General features: G+C 64.2%; 12 protein-coding genes. All 12 read left to right on the top strand.

Annotated elements, in window-relative coordinates:
• Positions 1-81 precede the first annotated feature (81 nt).
• The 12 genes from RD110_RS14795 (at position 82) to RD110_RS14745 (ending at position 14,702) form a co-directional block, all read left to right on the top strand.
• A complete protein-coding gene (locus tag RD110_RS14795) occupies positions 82-1,197 on the top strand; it encodes an NADH:flavin oxidoreductase/NADH oxidase (protein WP_076200179.1) in 1,116 nt (371 codons plus the stop codon).
• 298 nt (positions 1,198-1,495) lie between these two features.
• The gene (gene tssH / locus RD110_RS14790; protein WP_076200178.1) at positions 1,496-4,153 is read left to right on the top strand and encodes a type VI secretion system ATPase TssH; all 2,658 of its coding nucleotides are present in this window, start codon (positions 1,496-1,498) and stop codon (positions 4,151-4,153) included.
• An 88-nt stretch (positions 4,154-4,241) separates the two neighbouring features.
• Positions 4,242-4,775, top strand: a complete 534-nt coding sequence (gene tssB / locus RD110_RS14785; RefSeq protein WP_076200177.1) for a type VI secretion system contractile sheath small subunit — start codon at positions 4,242-4,244, stop codon at positions 4,773-4,775.
• 31 nt (positions 4,776-4,806) lie between these two features.
• Entirely contained in the window at positions 4,807-6,303 is a 1,497-nt protein-coding gene (tssC, locus tag RD110_RS14780) for a type VI secretion system contractile sheath large subunit (RefSeq protein ID WP_076200176.1), read from the top strand.
• Positions 6,304-6,418: 115 nt separating this feature from the next.
• Positions 6,419-6,904, top strand: a complete 486-nt coding sequence (locus RD110_RS14775; protein ID WP_076200175.1) for an Hcp family type VI secretion system effector — start codon at positions 6,419-6,421, stop codon at positions 6,902-6,904.
• A gap of 71 nt (positions 6,905-6,975) precedes the next feature.
• Entirely contained in the window at positions 6,976-8,331 is a 1,356-nt protein-coding gene (gene tssK / locus RD110_RS14770; RefSeq protein ID WP_076200174.1) for a type VI secretion system baseplate subunit TssK, read from the top strand.
• 2 nt (positions 8,332-8,333) lie between these two features.
• Positions 8,334-10,901 (top strand): type VI secretion system Vgr family protein, encoded by a 2,568-nt coding sequence (locus RD110_RS14765; RefSeq protein ID WP_076205060.1) that lies wholly within the window; start codon positions 8,334-8,336, stop codon positions 10,899-10,901.
• A gap of 13 nt (positions 10,902-10,914) precedes the next feature.
• Complete coding sequence (locus tag RD110_RS14760) at positions 10,915-11,697, top strand: DUF4123 domain-containing protein (protein WP_076200173.1); 783 nt, start codon at positions 10,915-10,917, stop codon at positions 11,695-11,697.
• Positions 11,698-11,883: 186 nt separating this feature from the next.
• Positions 11,884-12,492, top strand: a complete 609-nt coding sequence (locus RD110_RS14755) for a DUF3304 domain-containing protein (RefSeq protein WP_083686288.1) — start codon at positions 11,884-11,886, stop codon at positions 12,490-12,492.
• Complete coding sequence (locus RD110_RS14750) at positions 12,489-14,315, top strand: T6SS phospholipase effector Tle1-like catalytic domain-containing protein (RefSeq protein ID WP_076200171.1); 1,827 nt, start codon at positions 12,489-12,491, stop codon at positions 14,313-14,315. The genes RD110_RS14755 and RD110_RS14750 overlap by 4 nt, the downstream gene beginning before the upstream one ends.
• Positions 14,312-14,449 carry a hypothetical protein gene (locus RD110_RS27995; RefSeq protein ID WP_157900193.1) on the top strand — a complete coding sequence of 46 codons (138 nt, stop codon included), beginning with the start codon at positions 14,312-14,314 and terminating at the stop codon, positions 14,447-14,449. The genes RD110_RS14750 and RD110_RS27995 overlap by 4 nt, the downstream gene beginning before the upstream one ends.
• Positions 14,442-14,702: a PAAR domain-containing protein gene (locus RD110_RS14745; RefSeq protein WP_076200170.1), complete on the top strand. Its 261-nt coding sequence runs from the start codon at positions 14,442-14,444 to the stop codon at positions 14,700-14,702. Before RD110_RS27995 ends, RD110_RS14745 begins: the two co-directional genes overlap by 8 nt.
• Positions 14,703-14,750 lie beyond the last annotated feature (48 nt).

The following is a 14,750-nucleotide window of genomic DNA, read 5'->3' as shown; positions in this document are numbered from 1 at the left end:
ATCCGCATGACCTTGCACGCACCCTCGGCGCAACGCGCTGCTATAAGCAAGGTGTTCCTTCACTTTGTAGACCTGCCGCCCATGAGCGCTCTGTTTTCCCCTTTCGCCCTCGGCCCGCTGGCCCTGCGCAACCGCATCGCCATCGCCCCGATGTGCCAATACTCGGCCGAGGAGGGCAATGCCACCGACTGGCACATGATCCATCTCGGTTCGCTGGCGCTGTCCGGCGCGGCACTTCTGACCATCGAAGCCACGGCGGTGGAGGCCATCGGCCGCATCACGCCCGACGACCTGGGGCTGTACAACGACGACAACCAGGCGGCCCTGGCCAAGGTGCTGGGAGCCATCCGCAAGCATTCGCCCATCAAGGTGGCGATACAGCTCGCCCACGCGGGGCGCAAGGCCTCGAGCCACGCGCCCTGGAAAGGTGGCCAGCAGATCCGGCCCGATGAGCCCGGCGGCTGGGACACGGCGGCGCCTTCGGCCTTGGCGCACAACCCGCATGAAGTGGCGCCGCTCGCGCTCGACGATGCGGGCCTGGCCCGCATCCGGGACGCTTTCGCCAGGGCGGCGCAGCGTTCGCAGGCGCTGGGCATCGACGCCATCGAATTGCACTTCGCGCACGGTTATCTGATCCACCAGTTCCTGTCGCCGCTGGCCAACCAGCGCAGCGACCGCTACGGTGGCGCGTTGGAAAACCGCATGCGCTTTTCCCTCGAAGTGTTCGACGCCGTGCGCGCTGCCGTGCCGGTGTCGATGCCGGTCGGCGTGCGCATCTCCGCCAGCGACTGGGTCGATGGCGGCTGGGATGTGGAACAGAGCGTGGTGCTGGGCCAGGCCCTGGCCGAACGCGGTTGTGCCTTCATGCATGTGTCGAGCGGCGGGGTTTCGTCACAGCAGAAAATCCCGCTGGTGCCGGGCTACCAGGTGCCGTTCGCCGAGCGCATGAAAGCCGCCTGCGGCATGCCGACCTTTGCCGTCGGCCTCATCACCGAGCCCGCGCAGGCGGAAAACATCGTGGCCAGCGGCCAGGCCGACGTGGTGGCGCTGGCGCGCGCCATCCTGTTCGATCCGCACTGGCCGTGGCATGCCGCAGCCGAACTGGGTGCCACGGTGGACGCCCCGCCGCAGTACTGGCGGTCGCAGCCGAGGGAGTTGAAGAACCTCTTCGGCGAGGTGCGCATCGGGTCCCGATAGCGTTCACCAGGATCAGCCTTCGAGCCACCGCATGGTGGCTTTTTTTTGTCCGCAATTTTTAGAACCAATTGAAATACAAAGGAGTATGCAAAACAAATAAATGAATTGGTAAAATTAACAATGTGAACATAGTATTAATATGTATACTAAATAAAAACTTAAAAACGTGAAAAACATGCTTTGACGGCCCTTGCGGCTTCGATCAACGGAAGGAGGCCCTATGTTGATTCTGGTTTTCCTCTGGCGAACGTCCATCCAATGCCGCGGGAATTTGTTGCATCTTGTTGCGGTCTGAGCCATGGCCATCTCCAGACGCATCCTTTTTGGCAAGCTCGACGCGACGCTGTTTCGAGCCCTCGAGTCGGCCACGGCCTTCGCCCGCCTGCGCGGTAATCCTTATGTGGAACTGACCCATTGGGTCCACCAGCTGTGGCGGGCCAGCGACGGTGACCTGCATCGCATCTGCCGTCATTACCGTTTCGACGAGTCGTCTTTCGATCGCGACTTGACCACGGCTTTGTCCGTGCTGCCGGCGGGCGCGACGGCGCTCAGCGACTTTTCGGACCACATCGGCGCGGCCGTCGAGCGCGCGTGGGTCATGGCCAGCCTCGAGTTTGGCGCCCGTTCCGTGCGTGGGGCCTGGCTGCTGGCGGCCTTGCTGCAGACGCCGGAATTGCGCCGGGTGATGCTGGGCATCTCGCCAATGTTCGCCAAGATTCCCGCGGACCAGATGAACGAGAGCCTGGCTGCCATCGTTGCGGGCTCACCCGAAGAGGGCGAAGGGCCGCAGGATGGTGCGCCCGGCGAAATGGGGGAGGGGGACTCCGCTGCCCCGATGGACGGCGCTGCTGGCAATGACTCCGCGCTCGCGAAATACTGCAGCGACCTGACCGCGTTGGCGCGCAGCGGCGGCATCGATCCCGTGATTGGCCGCCAGGACGAAATACGCGCCATGGTCGACATCCTGTTGCGGCGCCGCCAGAACAACCCTCTGCTCACCGGCGAAGCGGGTGTGGGCAAGACGGCCGTGGTGGAAGGGCTGGCCCTGGCCATCGCCGCAGGCGAAGTGCCGCCGAAGCTGCGTGAAGTGCGTTTGCTGAGCCTGGACGTCGGCGCGTTGATCGCCGGCGCGGGTGTGCGCGGGGAGTTCGAGTCGCGGCTCAAGGCGCTTCTTGCGGAGGCGGCCAAGTCCACGCAACCCGTCGTGCTGTTCATCGATGAGATCCACACCCTGGTCGGTGCCGGTGGGCAGGCCGGCACGGGCGATGCGGCGAATCTGCTCAAGCCCGCACTCGCGCGGGGTGGCCTGCGCACGGTGGGTGCCACCACCTGGAGCGAATACAAGAAGCACATTGAAAAGGACCCGGCGCTCACGCGGCGCTTCCAGGTGTTGCAGGTGCCCGAGCCCGAGGAAGCGGCGGCCATCCAGATGCTGCGTGGTCTGGTCCGAACCTTCCAGTCGCACCATGGGGTGGCGGTGCTCGACGAAGCGGTGCGCGCCGCCGTGGTGCTGTCGCACCGCTACCTGCCGGCGCGCCAGCTGCCCGACAAGGCCATCAGCCTTCTCGATACCGCCTGCGCGCGCGTGGCGATGTCGCTGCACACGCCGCCGCCCGCCGTGGCGCACCTGCGCCAGCGCATGGCAGCGCTCCAACTCGAGCTGGACCTTCTGGCCCGGGAGCACGGCGTTACCCAGGGCAGCGACGAGCGCGTACAGCGTGTCGAAGCGGCCATGGCGCAACAACAGGTCGCGGCCGAACAACTGAACGGGCAGGAGCAGCGTTGGCGGGACGAACTGGCCCTGGTGGAGGCCGTGCTGGCGGCGCGCGCTGCGGTTGGGCACCTTGCAGGCGAGCCCGCCGATGCCGTGTCCGCGCAGCCGACGCGCGATCTGGAGCAGGCGCTGCTGGCGATGCAGCAGGACGCGCCCATGGTGTTCGCGCAGGTCGATGAGGCCGTGGTCGCCGCCATCGTCGCCGACTGGACCGGCATTCCCGTGGGCCGCATGGTGCAGGACGAAGCCGCCGCGGTGGTCGACCTGCAGGACACGCTGAACCGGCGCGTGATCGGGCAGGGCCGTGCGCTGCAGGTCATCACCGAGCGCGTACAGACAGCGCGCGCGCGGCTGACCGATCCCGACAAGCCGGTGGGTGTGTTCCTGCTGGTCGGCCCGTCCGGCGTCGGCAAGACCGAAACCGCGCTGGCGCTGGCTGAAGCCATGTATGGCGGCGAGCAGAACCTCATCACCATCAACATGAGCGAATTCCAGGAGTCGCACACGGTATCCACCCTGAAGGGCGCGCCTCCTGGCTATGTGGGCTATGGCGAAGGCGGCGTGTTGACCGAAGCCGTGCGGCGCAAGTCCTACAGCGTGATCCTGCTCGACGAGGTGGAGAAGGCGCACCCTGACGTGCACGAAATCTTCTATCAGGTCTTCGACAAGGGATGGATGGAGGACGGCGAGGGTCGCCGCATCGATTTCCGCAACACCACCATCCTGTTGACCAGCAACACCGGCTCGGAGTTGATCTCGGCGTTGTGTGAAGACCCCGTGCTGACGCCCGACGACGCGGCGCTGCGTGCGGCCTTGCAGCCGGCCTTGCGTGCGGTGTTCCCGGCGGCCTTCATCGGGCGGCTCAGCGTCGTGCCCTACCTGCCGCTGGCCGAGGACGCGCTGGCGCGCATCGTCCGGCTGCATCTGGACCGGGTGGTCGATCGCATGGCCACGCAGCACGGCATCACGCTCGGCTACAGCGCGGCGCTGGTCGATCACATCATCGCGTGCTGCGGCACCCACGAGACGGAAGCGCGGCGGCTGATCGGCTTCATCGAGCAGCAATTGCTGCCCAAGCTCTCGCGGCTCTGGCTTGCCGCCCTGCAGGACCAACGCCGGATTCTGCGCATCGACGCCGATGTGGAAGAGGAGGTCATCACTTGCGTGACCGCATATTCCTGACTGCCTTTGCAATGTTCCGCGCCGGTCCGTGATGGGCAAGGGATCGGCGGTTCTCCCAGCCCCGAGTTGTTCTCCAAAGGATGTTCACATGATCAACAACAGCCAGAAATTCATCGCCCGCAACCGGGCGCCTCGCGTCCAGATCGAATACGACGTCGAGATCTATGGCACCGAGAAAAAAATCGAGCTGCCTTTCGTCATGGGTGTGCTCGCCGATCTCTCCGGCAAGCCGACCCAGCCGCTGCCGCCGGTGGGCGAACGCAAGTTCCTCGACGTCGACATCGATAACTTCGACGAGCGCATGAAAGCCATCCAGCCGCGCGTGGCCTTTGCCGTGCCCAACACCCTGTCCGGGGAGGGCCAGCTCATGGTGGACATCACCTTCGAGAGCATCGACGACTTCTCGCCAGCCGCCTTGGCACGCAAGGTCGAGCCGCTGGCGCGCCTGCTCGAAGCGCGCACGCAACTGGCCAATCTGCAGACCTACATGGACGGCAAGGCCGGCGCGGAAAGCCTGGTCAACCAGTTGCTGCAGGACCCGGCGCTGATGAAGTCGCTCGCTGCAAGCCCGAAGCCGCAGGCCGCCGAAGCCGAGGCAACGGATACCGCCGCCACGGCCTGAGTTGGGCAGACACGACATTCAAGGAGCCGACATGAAAGCCAATGCCCAACGCGCCACCGCCAGCGCGACCCAGTACGCCGATGCACAGGATTTCGCCTCGCTGCTGGACAAGGAATTCAAGCCCAAGACCGACGAGGCGCGCGGCGCCGTCGAGGCCGCCGTACGCACCCTGGCCGAACAGGCGCTGCACAACGCCGCCACGATGACGGACGACGCCTATAGCAGCATCGAGGCCATCATCGCCGAGATCGACCGCAAGCTGTCCGAGCAGATCAACCTGGTGCTGCACAAGGAGGAATTCCAGAAGGTCGAATCGGCCTGGCGTGGCCTGCACCACCTGGTTTCCAACACCGAAACCGACGAGAACCTGAAGATCCGCTTCATGGACATCTCCAAGGACGAGATGCGCCGCACCATGCGCCGGCACAAAGGTGTGGCATGGGATCAGAGTCCGATCTTCAAGCGCATCTACGAGGAAGAATACGGCCAGCTCGGGGGCGAACCCTATGGCTGCCTGGTGGCTGACTACTTCTTCGACCACACGCCGGCCGATGTCGAGCTGCTCGGTGCGATCGCCAAGGTCTCAGCCGCCTCGCACGCGCCTTTCATCGCCGCCGCCGGCCCGTCGCTCATGGGCATGGAGTCCTGGCAGGAACTCGCCAATCCGCGCGACCTGGCCAAGATCACCTCGAACCTCGAGCATGCCGCCTGGACGGCGCTGCGCAACACCGAGGATTCCCGCTATGTCGGCCTGACCATGCCGCGTTTCCTCGCGCGCCTGCCTTATGGCGTGAAGACCAATCCCGTCGATGAGTTCGACTTCGAGGAAGAGACCGACGGCGCCGACCACCGCAACTACGTCTGGAACAACGCGGCCTATGCCATGGCCGTCAACATCAACCGCAGCTTCAAGCAGTTCGGCTGGTGCACCATGATCCGCGGCGTGGAGTCGGGCGGCACGGTGGAGAACCTGCCGTGCCATACCTTTCCTACCGACGACGGCGGCTTCGACATGAAGTGCCCGACCGAGATCGCCATCTCCGACCGGCGCGAGGCCGAACTCGCCAAGTCGGGCCTGATCCCGCTGGTCCACCGGAAGAACACCGACCATGCTGCTTTCATCGGCGCGCAGTCGCTGCAGCGCCCGCAGGAGTACATGGACGCGGACGCCACGGCCAACGCCAACCTGTCGGCGCGTCTGCCCTACCTGTTCGCCAGCACCCGTTTCGCGCACTACCTCAAGTGCATCGTGCGCGACAAGATCGGCTCGTTCAAGGAGCGCGAAGACATGCAGCGCTGGCTCAACGAATGGATCATGAACTACGTCGATGCCGACCCGACCAACTCCTCGCAGGAGACCAAGGCCAAGCGCCCGTTGGCCGCGGCCGAGGTGGTGGTGGAGGACATCGAGGGCAACCCCGGCTTCTACGGCGCCAAGTTCTTCCTTCGCCCGCATTTCCAGCTCGAAGGCCTGACCGTCTCGCTGCGTCTGGTGGCCAAGCTGCCTTCGCTCAAGGAAGCGGCCTGATCCGGGTACTCCCCATCGATCGATGAAGTGGCACGCAGATGCCACCCTGAAACGTCATGGACGCGGCCGTCCATGGCCAACCCTCCCTTCAAGAAGTTTTCCTCAGAGGTTCACCATGTCACAAGATATTTTTCTGAAAATCGCCGGTATCGAAGGCGAATCGCTCGACGCCGCCCACAAGAACGAAATCGAGGTTCTCGCCTTCAATTGGCGAGTCCTGCAGGAATCCACCATGCACGCCGGCTCCGGCGGCGGCGCCGGCAAGGCGACGGTGGAGGATCTCGAGTTCGATCACTACGTCGACCGTTCCAGTCCCAACCTGATGAAGTATTGCCTGACCGGCAAGCACGTGGCCGAAGCCAAGCTGACGGTGCGCAAGGCCGGTGGCAACCCGCTCGAGTACCTGAAGTTCACCTTCACCGACGTGATCATCACCAGCGTGTCGCCGTTCGGCTCCAACACCGACGAGCTGCGCGTCAAGGAGCGCGTGCGCCTGTCGTTCTCGAAGATCAAGCAGGAATACGCCGTGCAGAACGCGCAGGGCGGCAGCGGCGGCGCGGTCACCGCCGGCTATGACATCAAGGGCAACAAAGAGTCCTGAAATCCGGCCCGGCACGGCGTCGCCATGGCGGCGCCCGCCGGGCCATCCCAACACACTCGAGCAGAAACACCATGAGTTGGTACAACAAGGTTGCATGGAGCGAAGGCTTGTTCCTGCGGCCGCAACTCTTCCAGCAGCAAGAGCGTTACCTGGAGCATTTTGCGCACAGGCGTGCTGCGGCATTGACACCGTTCTTCTGGGGTTTCAGCCAATACGCCATCGACAGTGAATCGCTGTCGCTGGGCAAGGTCGTGCTGGCCCGCGGCACCGGCATCTTCGCCGACGGCACACCCTTCGACACGCCCGGCCAGACGCCACCGCCTGCGCCGCTGACGATCCGGCCCGAGCACGTCGAGCAGACCATCCACCTGGCCGTGCCGATCCGAACGCCGCATGGCGAGGAAACCAGCTTCGACGAGCCCGGCCAGGCCGAGGCTTCGCTGGCACGCTTCAACGTATTCGACACCGAGCTGCGCGACGCCAATTCCATCGGGCAGGGCCCCAAGACCGTGCAGCTGTCGCAACTGCGCCTGCGCCTGCTGCCCCAACGTGAACTCACCGACGCCTGGATCGGCCTGCCGCTGGCCCGTGTCACCACGCTGCGCTCCGATGGCAGCATCACGCTCGACACCACGTTGATCCCGCCCGTCTCGGGTTATGGCGCCAGTGCCTTGCTCACAGACTGGCTGACCCATCTGCACGGCCTGTGCCGGCTGCGTGCCGAATCCCTGGCTGGCCGGCTCAGCGGCAACGACGGCAAGTCGAGCGAGGCCGCCGAAGTATCCGACTTCCTGCTGCTGCAGATACTGAACCGCTGCGAGCCTTTGCTCGAACACTGGCTGCGCGTGGGCGAAACTTCGCCCGAGACCGTTTACGCCTTGCTGCGCACGCTGAGCGCCGAACTGGCCACCTTCGTGCGTGCCAGCACGCGCCGACCGCTGGCCCATCCGGCCTACAACCACGCCGACCCCTATCTCTCGTTCAAGGAGCTGGTGGCCGACGTGCAGGGCCTGCTCAACGAAGTGCTGGTGCGCAGCGCGCAGAGCATCCCTCTGGCCAACCGCCCCAATGGCGTGCGCGTGGCCAGCATCGACCCATCGCTGCTGCAGGGCTTTTCGAGCCTGGTCTTCGCCGTGGCGTCGCACACACCGGCCGACCAACTGGCCAGCCAGTTTCCCGCGCGCTGCAAGGTCGGTCCAAGCGACCGGCTTGCCGAACTCATCCGCGCGCATCTGCCCGGCATCCCGCTGCAGGCTTTGCCCGTACCGCCACGGCAGATCCCGTTCAATGCCGGCTTCGTCTACTTCCAACTCGACCAGCGTGGCCCCTTGTGGGAGCACATGGTCAAACATGGTGGCCTGGCGCTGCACATGGCCAGCGAATTCCCGGGTTTGCGGCTCGAGCTCTGGGGTGTGAGGGAGAAGTGAGCATGCTGCACGCTCACACGCTCACCGTCGAAAGTGAGGTCATCCCGGTCGTCAACGGCCAGCCTGCGCTCGAACCCGTACGCCTCAGCGGCCACGAAGGTGTGAACAGCCTCTTCGAATACGAACTGCTGCTGAAGACGCCGGACGGCCTGAACCTCGGCGCCAGCGAAGCCGCCGACTTCGACCTGGATGCCTTCATCGGCCGCGAGATCCGCTGCCGCATCCAGCTCGACGGCGCCGGCGCCTTCCTGCCCGGTACGGTCGGCGATGCGGCCGACCATATGGGCGCCGGCACCCGCGAGATCAACGCCCTGGTCGCCGACGCCGCGTTCTGGGGCGAGGAAGGTCGCTTCTCGCAATACCGGCTCACGCTGCGCCCCTGGCTGCACCTGGCGACCCTCAACACCGACTGCCGCATCTTCCAGAACCAGACCGTGGTCGAACTGCTCGACACGCTGCTGGCCGACTACCCGTTCCCGGTCGACAAACGCCTGATCGACACCTACCCGGTGCGCGACTACCAGACCCAGTTCAACGAATCGGACTTCGCCTTCTTCAGCCGGCTGTGTGAAGAGTGGGGCATCAACTACTTTTTCGAGCATGACAACGGCCGGCACCGGCTGGTGCTGATCGACAACATGGGCGCGCACCTGAAGAACCCGAGCACCGCCTACCAGGCCGTGGACTACCACCCGCCCGGCTGGAAGACCGATGCCGAATACATCCACAGCTTCTTGCCGCAACACCGGCTCACCAGTGGCCGCTACAGCACCCGCGACTACGACTACACCCGGCCGCGCGCCGACCTGTCGGCCAGCCGCAAGGACCCGCGGCCCACGGGCCAGAACGATGCCGAGGTGTACCAGTGGCACGACGGCGTCGCGGGTAGCCACTATGCGCAACCCAAGGCTGGTACGGCCGAGGCCAACGACCCACAGGCCGAAGCCCGCCAGTTCGCGCTGCTGCGCATGCAGGCGCTGCGCAGCCACGGCGCGCGCGCCCAGGGCAGCGGCAACCTGCGCGGCATGGTGCCCGGCTGCAGCTTTACCTTGCAGAACCACCCGCGCCAACAGGCCAACGGCGACTACCTGGTGCTGGACACCCGGTTCCTCATCGAAGACGTGGGCCAGGCCAGCCAGGTCAAGGATGCCGCAGCGCTGCGCAAACAAGCCTGGCGCGTCGAGGTCGACTTCACCGCCCACCCGATGGCAGAGACTCTGCGGCCGGCGTTGACGCAGCCCAAGCCCGCCAACCCCGGCCTGCAAACTGCGCTGGTCGTCGGCCCCGAGGGTGAAAACATCTGGACCGATGCACTCGGCCGCATCAAGGTGCAGTTCCCTTGGGACCGCGAAGGCCAGAAGAACCAGCACAGCAGCTGCTGGGTGCGCGTGAGCAGCCCCTGGGCCGGCAACAAGCTCGGCAGCATCCAGCTGCCGCGCATCGGCCAGGAGGTGTTGATCGCCTTCATTGGCAACGACCCGGACCTGCCCGTCTGCACCGGGCGCGTGCACAACCAGAACAACCTGCCGCCGTGGGCGCTGCCGGGCCAGGCCGCGCTCAGCGGCTGGCGCAGCCGGGAACTGAACCCCGGAGGCGGCAACAGCGCGGCCGGTGGCTCCAACCATGTGCTGACAGACGACACCGCCGGGCAGCAGCAAGTGCAGCTCAAGAGCGACCACCGGCACAGCCAGTTGAGCCTGGGCTTCATCACCCGCATCGAAGACAACGCCGGGCGCAAGGATGCGCGTGGCGAGGGCTACGAGTTGGCCACCGAAGCCCACGGCGCGCTGCGCGCCGGGGAAGGGATGCTCATCACCACCGAAGGTCGCGAACGTGCCCGTGCCCACGTCAAAGACATGGATGAGACGCTGCATCGCCTCACACGCGCTCGCGATCAGCACGAAGCGCTGGCATCGCTGGCGCAGCAGCACAAGGCCCAAGACGGCGAAGACGATCAGGCCGCCGTTGCCAAAGACCTCAAGACACAGAACGACTCGCTCAAAGGCACCGGCAGCGTCGACGCGGCAGAGGGCCGTTTCCCCGAAATCGAAGCGCCTCATCTGGTGCTGGCGAGTGCGGCCGGTATCGGCGCCACGGCCAACGGAGCCGTACACGTTGCCGCCGGTGCCCACGTCGTCACCACCAGCGGCGGGCACACCAGCATCAGCAGCGGCAAGAGCTTGCTGGCGAGTGCGTTGGATGCGATCCGTTTGTTCGCGTACAAGGCCGGCATCCGCATTTTCGCCGCGCAGGGTCCGGTGCAAGTGCAGGCGCAGGACGACCTGATCGAACTCGTCGCCAAGAAGGCCGTCGAGCTCATCAGCACCACCGACTGGATCAAGCTCAAGGCGAAGCAGGGCATAGAGCTAGACGCCGATGGCAGCACCCTCACGATCGATGGCAAAGGTTTCGGCTTCCACACACTGGCCGCGCACCATGTGTGGGCCGGCGACCACCAAACGTTCGGGCCCAAGTCGGTGCAGAGGCCATTGCCGCAACTGCCGACCAGCGTGTGTATTCGCTGCATGCTCAAGGCGGCAAAGGCCGCCAGTGCCATCACCCGGTTTTAACGGGAACGACCACATGGAAACCTTCATCCTGATGGACGGCGCAATGGTGTATGAAGCCATCAGCGCGTCCCGCGTGTTCGCCGAGCTGAACGCAACCTGGTTCGCGACCTTGATGCCCAGTGAAGATCTGCGGCTGGCCGGCCCGATCCTGATCTTCCAGACCCAGGCCCTCGCGCTCAAAAGTCAGACCGTCGAAACCGAGATCAGGCGGCTCGTTAACGGTTTTCCGCACCGGCTGCATTTCGTGCTCATCGAATCGGAGCATTCGCTCGATTCGCTGGCCGATCATCTACGCAGCTTCGTCTACTTCGGTGACGACACAGGACAGCCCTACGGCCTGCGCATCGCGGATAGTCGCGTCATGGCCTACTTGCCCGGCGTACTGACCCCTGCCCAGTGGGACGCCCTGACGGCCCCGATGGTGGATTGGAAAATCCATGACCGAGCCGGCCTGCGCAGAGTCATCCCTCTCTACGAAAGCCGGCTTGAGCGCACAGGGGCGTCAGAAACCCTCCAACTCAGCGACGCCCAAATCGACCTGCTCATTCAGGCGGGCGAACCCGATGCCTTGCTGGCGCAACTTGCCCGTTCACCGGAAGACGTGGCGCTCGCCGATGTGAAGTGGCACTACGAGGTCGCGCGCTACTGCATCGAGCGCTGGCAGCAAAGCGGTAGCACCGATCGCGGAGCCTTGCTGGTGTTTGCACGCCGGGTGTTCGCGAGCGAACGGGACTGGCTCAAAGACGCAGGCCGGGTGCAGCAGGAGCTCCTGGCCGCAGCAGCGAGCGTGACATAAGCGGTCGAAAGGCAAACACAAAAATGAAGCACTCTAGGGATGAAACACCCCCGATGCGCCTACGGCGCTTCCCCCTTGCAGGCGGCGATACCAGCGGACTGGCAAAGCCAGTTCCACGGTATCCCGGTATTCGGGCGCGCTGTTTCATGCGACGCGGGTCTCGCTTTAGCGTGATGGGAAACTGAAATGACAAATGCAATCAAGACGGATTTCAAGCGCGCTACGACACTTCGCATGCGGAAATTTCGTGACCTGGCGCGCCGCGCGCTACTGGCGGTTGCAGCCGTGGTGCTGGCCACGGCCTGCAGCACCGGCTCCGAGGATCTGGTGCCGGACAAGGACAAGATCGGCATTAGCATCTCTGCTGTCGGCCACTACGGTTCGATGATCGGGATACCCGAGTTCTATCTCGACGGGCATTGGGGCGGCAACGCCATGGGCTGGGGCGGCGGCGGCGGCGGAATGTGCTGCATGCTGCTGCCGCGCAAGATCACCAAGCCTGTGATGGTGAAGGTAACTTGGACGACGAATCGAAGCAATGTAGGTGAGGCTCGTCAGCACGAGGAAACCGTTCCCGTCAATTTCGCGGTACCGCCCGGGGATAGCGCAGGACTGTTCGTGCATTTCTTGCCGGGACACCACGTCGAGCTGTGGGTAACGCCTGGGTATCCGGAGGGCTCTAAGTATCCCGGCCCTAAATTCCCACGCCGCCCGGCCCCAGCCTACTCACCGTTGCCGGATGAAAAGCCGCAACCCGCCATAACAGGCAAACAACCCGGCGGAGCCACGCCATGAGCGAATTCAAGACAGTGCTCCAGCCGGCTTCGGTGAGCTGCCCGCGCCCTCTGCCTTCGACGGCCGCCCATGAATGCGAGGTCACCCTGAACATCGGGCTGTTCTTTGATGGCACCGGCAACAATAAGACCTTCTATAGCCAAAGAGACACCAACACAAACGTCGCGCGTTTGTGGGAGGCTTATCGGAATTCGCCTGACGATGGATTTTTCCGCCACTACGTGTCCGGTGTCGGCACGCCGTTCACCGAAATCGGTGAGGCCAAGCCGCCCAGTACGGGGGCGGCGTTTGGGGGGGGCGGCGAGGCCCGTATCGTCTACGGCCTGTTGCAGGTCATCAACTCTGTTCATCGATATCTCAATGGAGATCAGGCGCGGTTTGACCAGAAGCAACTCGCTGCCCTCTGCTCCGAAACCCGCGTCTCCTCCAATAACCCCGACGTCCAAAACCAGAGCGCACTCAGCGCCGAGCAAAAAATTCTGGACGATCTGGGTCTGTCCCAGGGCTTGGTCAGCGCCGAAGACGGCTCGTTTTTTGGCATTGCGCGCACGGGTGAGCGCCGCCGCTTCATGCGCAAGATGGCCACCGAGCTGCAGCAGCAAGTCCAGGCACGCGCTACGCTGCCCAAGGTCAAGGGGATCTACATCGATGTCTTCGGCTTCAGCCGCGGTGCGGCGCAGGCGCGCGTGTTTGTGACCTGGCTGCACGATTTGCTGCTGATTGATAGCAAATTGTTCGGGGTGGACAGCTACGTGCGCATGCTCGGCCTGTTCGACACGGTGGCGTCCGTCGGCTGGAACGCTGGCGCGGGCGGCCACCGACACAGCGCTTGGGCCACTGCCAGCAATCTGCGGATTCATCAGGAGGTGAAGAACTGCGTGCATTACGTGGCGCTGCACGAACTGCGCACCAACTTCCCGTGCGACAGCGTGGCCGTAGGCGGCAGCCTGCCGGATAAATGCCATGAACACCACTGCCCCGGCGCGCACAGCGACGTGGGCGGCGGCTATGGCCCGGGTGAGCAGGGCAAGGGGGTGCGCCTGCAGCGCATCAATCCCCAAGATCCAGAGAGCGGCATGCGCGCGGTGCCGGACGACCAGATCAAGCTCGCCAACCTGCCGCTCAACGAGATGTACCAGGCGGCGCTCAAGACCTGTGAAGCGCATGAGTCGGTGCCATGGATCGATCTGAACTCGGAGATCGCAAAAGACGCGGGCCTGCCTGCACGCTTCGGCCTGGATCGCCTTGCCATGGTGCGCCAGTCCGTACAGCAATATTTCGAGCTTTGCGACGTGCCCGCGGGTGTGGAAACCTTCGAGGCATTGCGCCAGCATGGCCTGCGTTATCTGGCCTGGCGCTACCAGATCAACAAGAGCGATGGCTTCGAGAAGCTGAGCAGTGTGGTTCGGGCGAAGTCGCTCGATGAGGCGGGCTATCGGTTTTATCTCAAGGGCCAGGCAATTTTCAAGAATCAAATTCGCTTGCTGTCAAACCCTTCACCAACTGTGGATTGGACCGCCCATGAGGAGGAGCGCAAAGCCTTTCATTCGCATGCCTCCGAGATCTTCAAGGACATGAAGACATTGGAGGTGAAAAGCGCTGTGGGTTCCTTCTTTGACGACTGGGTGCACGACTCTTATGCCGGCTTCATCGCCAGGTTCTACGAGGACAGTCGGGAGTTCACCGCTAAGGTTGCGCACCGCGCGGCGGAGGGCCAGGGCTATGTGCGCTGGCGCGGAAGTTATGCGGGAAGCGATGACCGGCTCAATGCCCTTCTGCCCGAGAACATGCAGCAGGGCCAGGACCAGAGGAGGACGGCATGAGCGACGAACCGACAAAGCGGGTATTCGACTCTGGCTTCGTCAAGCCCGGCGAACCGGCGCAGGGGACTATCGACAACGGGCTGGTTCCTTTGTACGGCACCGCCCCGAACCTCGAGGCCATCGCACATGCGTGACGCTGATAACCGCCGGGTGGTACGTCTGGGCGACCCGACCGACCACCATGGCAATGTGATCACGGCGCTCGACTTCATCGTGCAGGGCATTGCTGTGGCCGCTGAAGACTGCATGACCTGGTTCCCCAAGTGCAAGGGCAGTTTCAGGATCCTGACCCTTCGCGTTGGGCGTAAGCACATGGGCAAGACGATTGCCTACGAAGGCGATTTGACAGAGTGCGGAGCGAGGCTGATCTCTACATTGAGAGCTTGAGAACATGCAATCGATCAATGCACGCATCAACGGAGAGATAGGGGAGGG

The organism is Rhodoferax koreense (genome assembly GCF_001955695.1).
Lineage (GTDB): Bacteria > Pseudomonadota > Gammaproteobacteria > Burkholderiales > Burkholderiaceae_C > Rhodoferax_B > Rhodoferax_B koreensis.
This window is presented reverse-complemented; position numbering and strand designations above follow the sequence as displayed.

Excerpts from the sequence above, each read along its gene's own strand:
- RD110_RS14750 (WP_076200171.1), top strand. The coding sequence starts at position 12,489 with ATGAGCGAATTCAAGACAGTGCTCCAGCCGGCTTCGGTGAGCTGCCCG.
- tssB (WP_076200177.1), top strand. The coding sequence starts at position 4,242 with ATGATCAACAACAGCCAGAAATTCATCGCCCGCAACCGGGCGCCTCGC.
- RD110_RS14775 (WP_076200175.1), top strand. The coding sequence starts at position 6,419 with ATGTCACAAGATATTTTTCTGAAAATCGCCGGTATCGAAGGCGAATCG.
- tssC (WP_076200176.1), top strand. The coding sequence starts at position 4,807 with ATGAAAGCCAATGCCCAACGCGCCACCGCCAGCGCGACCCAGTACGCC.
- RD110_RS14755 (WP_083686288.1), top strand. The coding sequence starts at position 11,884 with ATGACAAATGCAATCAAGACGGATTTCAAGCGCGCTACGACACTTCGC.
- RD110_RS14760 (WP_076200173.1), top strand. The coding sequence starts at position 10,915 with ATGGAAACCTTCATCCTGATGGACGGCGCAATGGTGTATGAAGCCATC.
- RD110_RS27995 (WP_157900193.1), top strand. The coding sequence starts at position 14,312 with ATGAGCGACGAACCGACAAAGCGGGTATTCGACTCTGGCTTCGTCAAG.
- RD110_RS14745 (WP_076200170.1), top strand. The coding sequence starts at position 14,442 with ATGCGTGACGCTGATAACCGCCGGGTGGTACGTCTGGGCGACCCGACC.
- RD110_RS14795 (WP_076200179.1), top strand. The coding sequence starts at position 82 with ATGAGCGCTCTGTTTTCCCCTTTCGCCCTCGGCCCGCTGGCCCTGCGC.
- tssH (WP_076200178.1), top strand. The coding sequence starts at position 1,496 with ATGGCCATCTCCAGACGCATCCTTTTTGGCAAGCTCGACGCGACGCTG.
- RD110_RS14765 (WP_076205060.1), top strand. The coding sequence starts at position 8,334 with ATGCTGCACGCTCACACGCTCACCGTCGAAAGTGAGGTCATCCCGGTC.
- tssK (WP_076200174.1), top strand. The coding sequence starts at position 6,976 with ATGAGTTGGTACAACAAGGTTGCATGGAGCGAAGGCTTGTTCCTGCGG.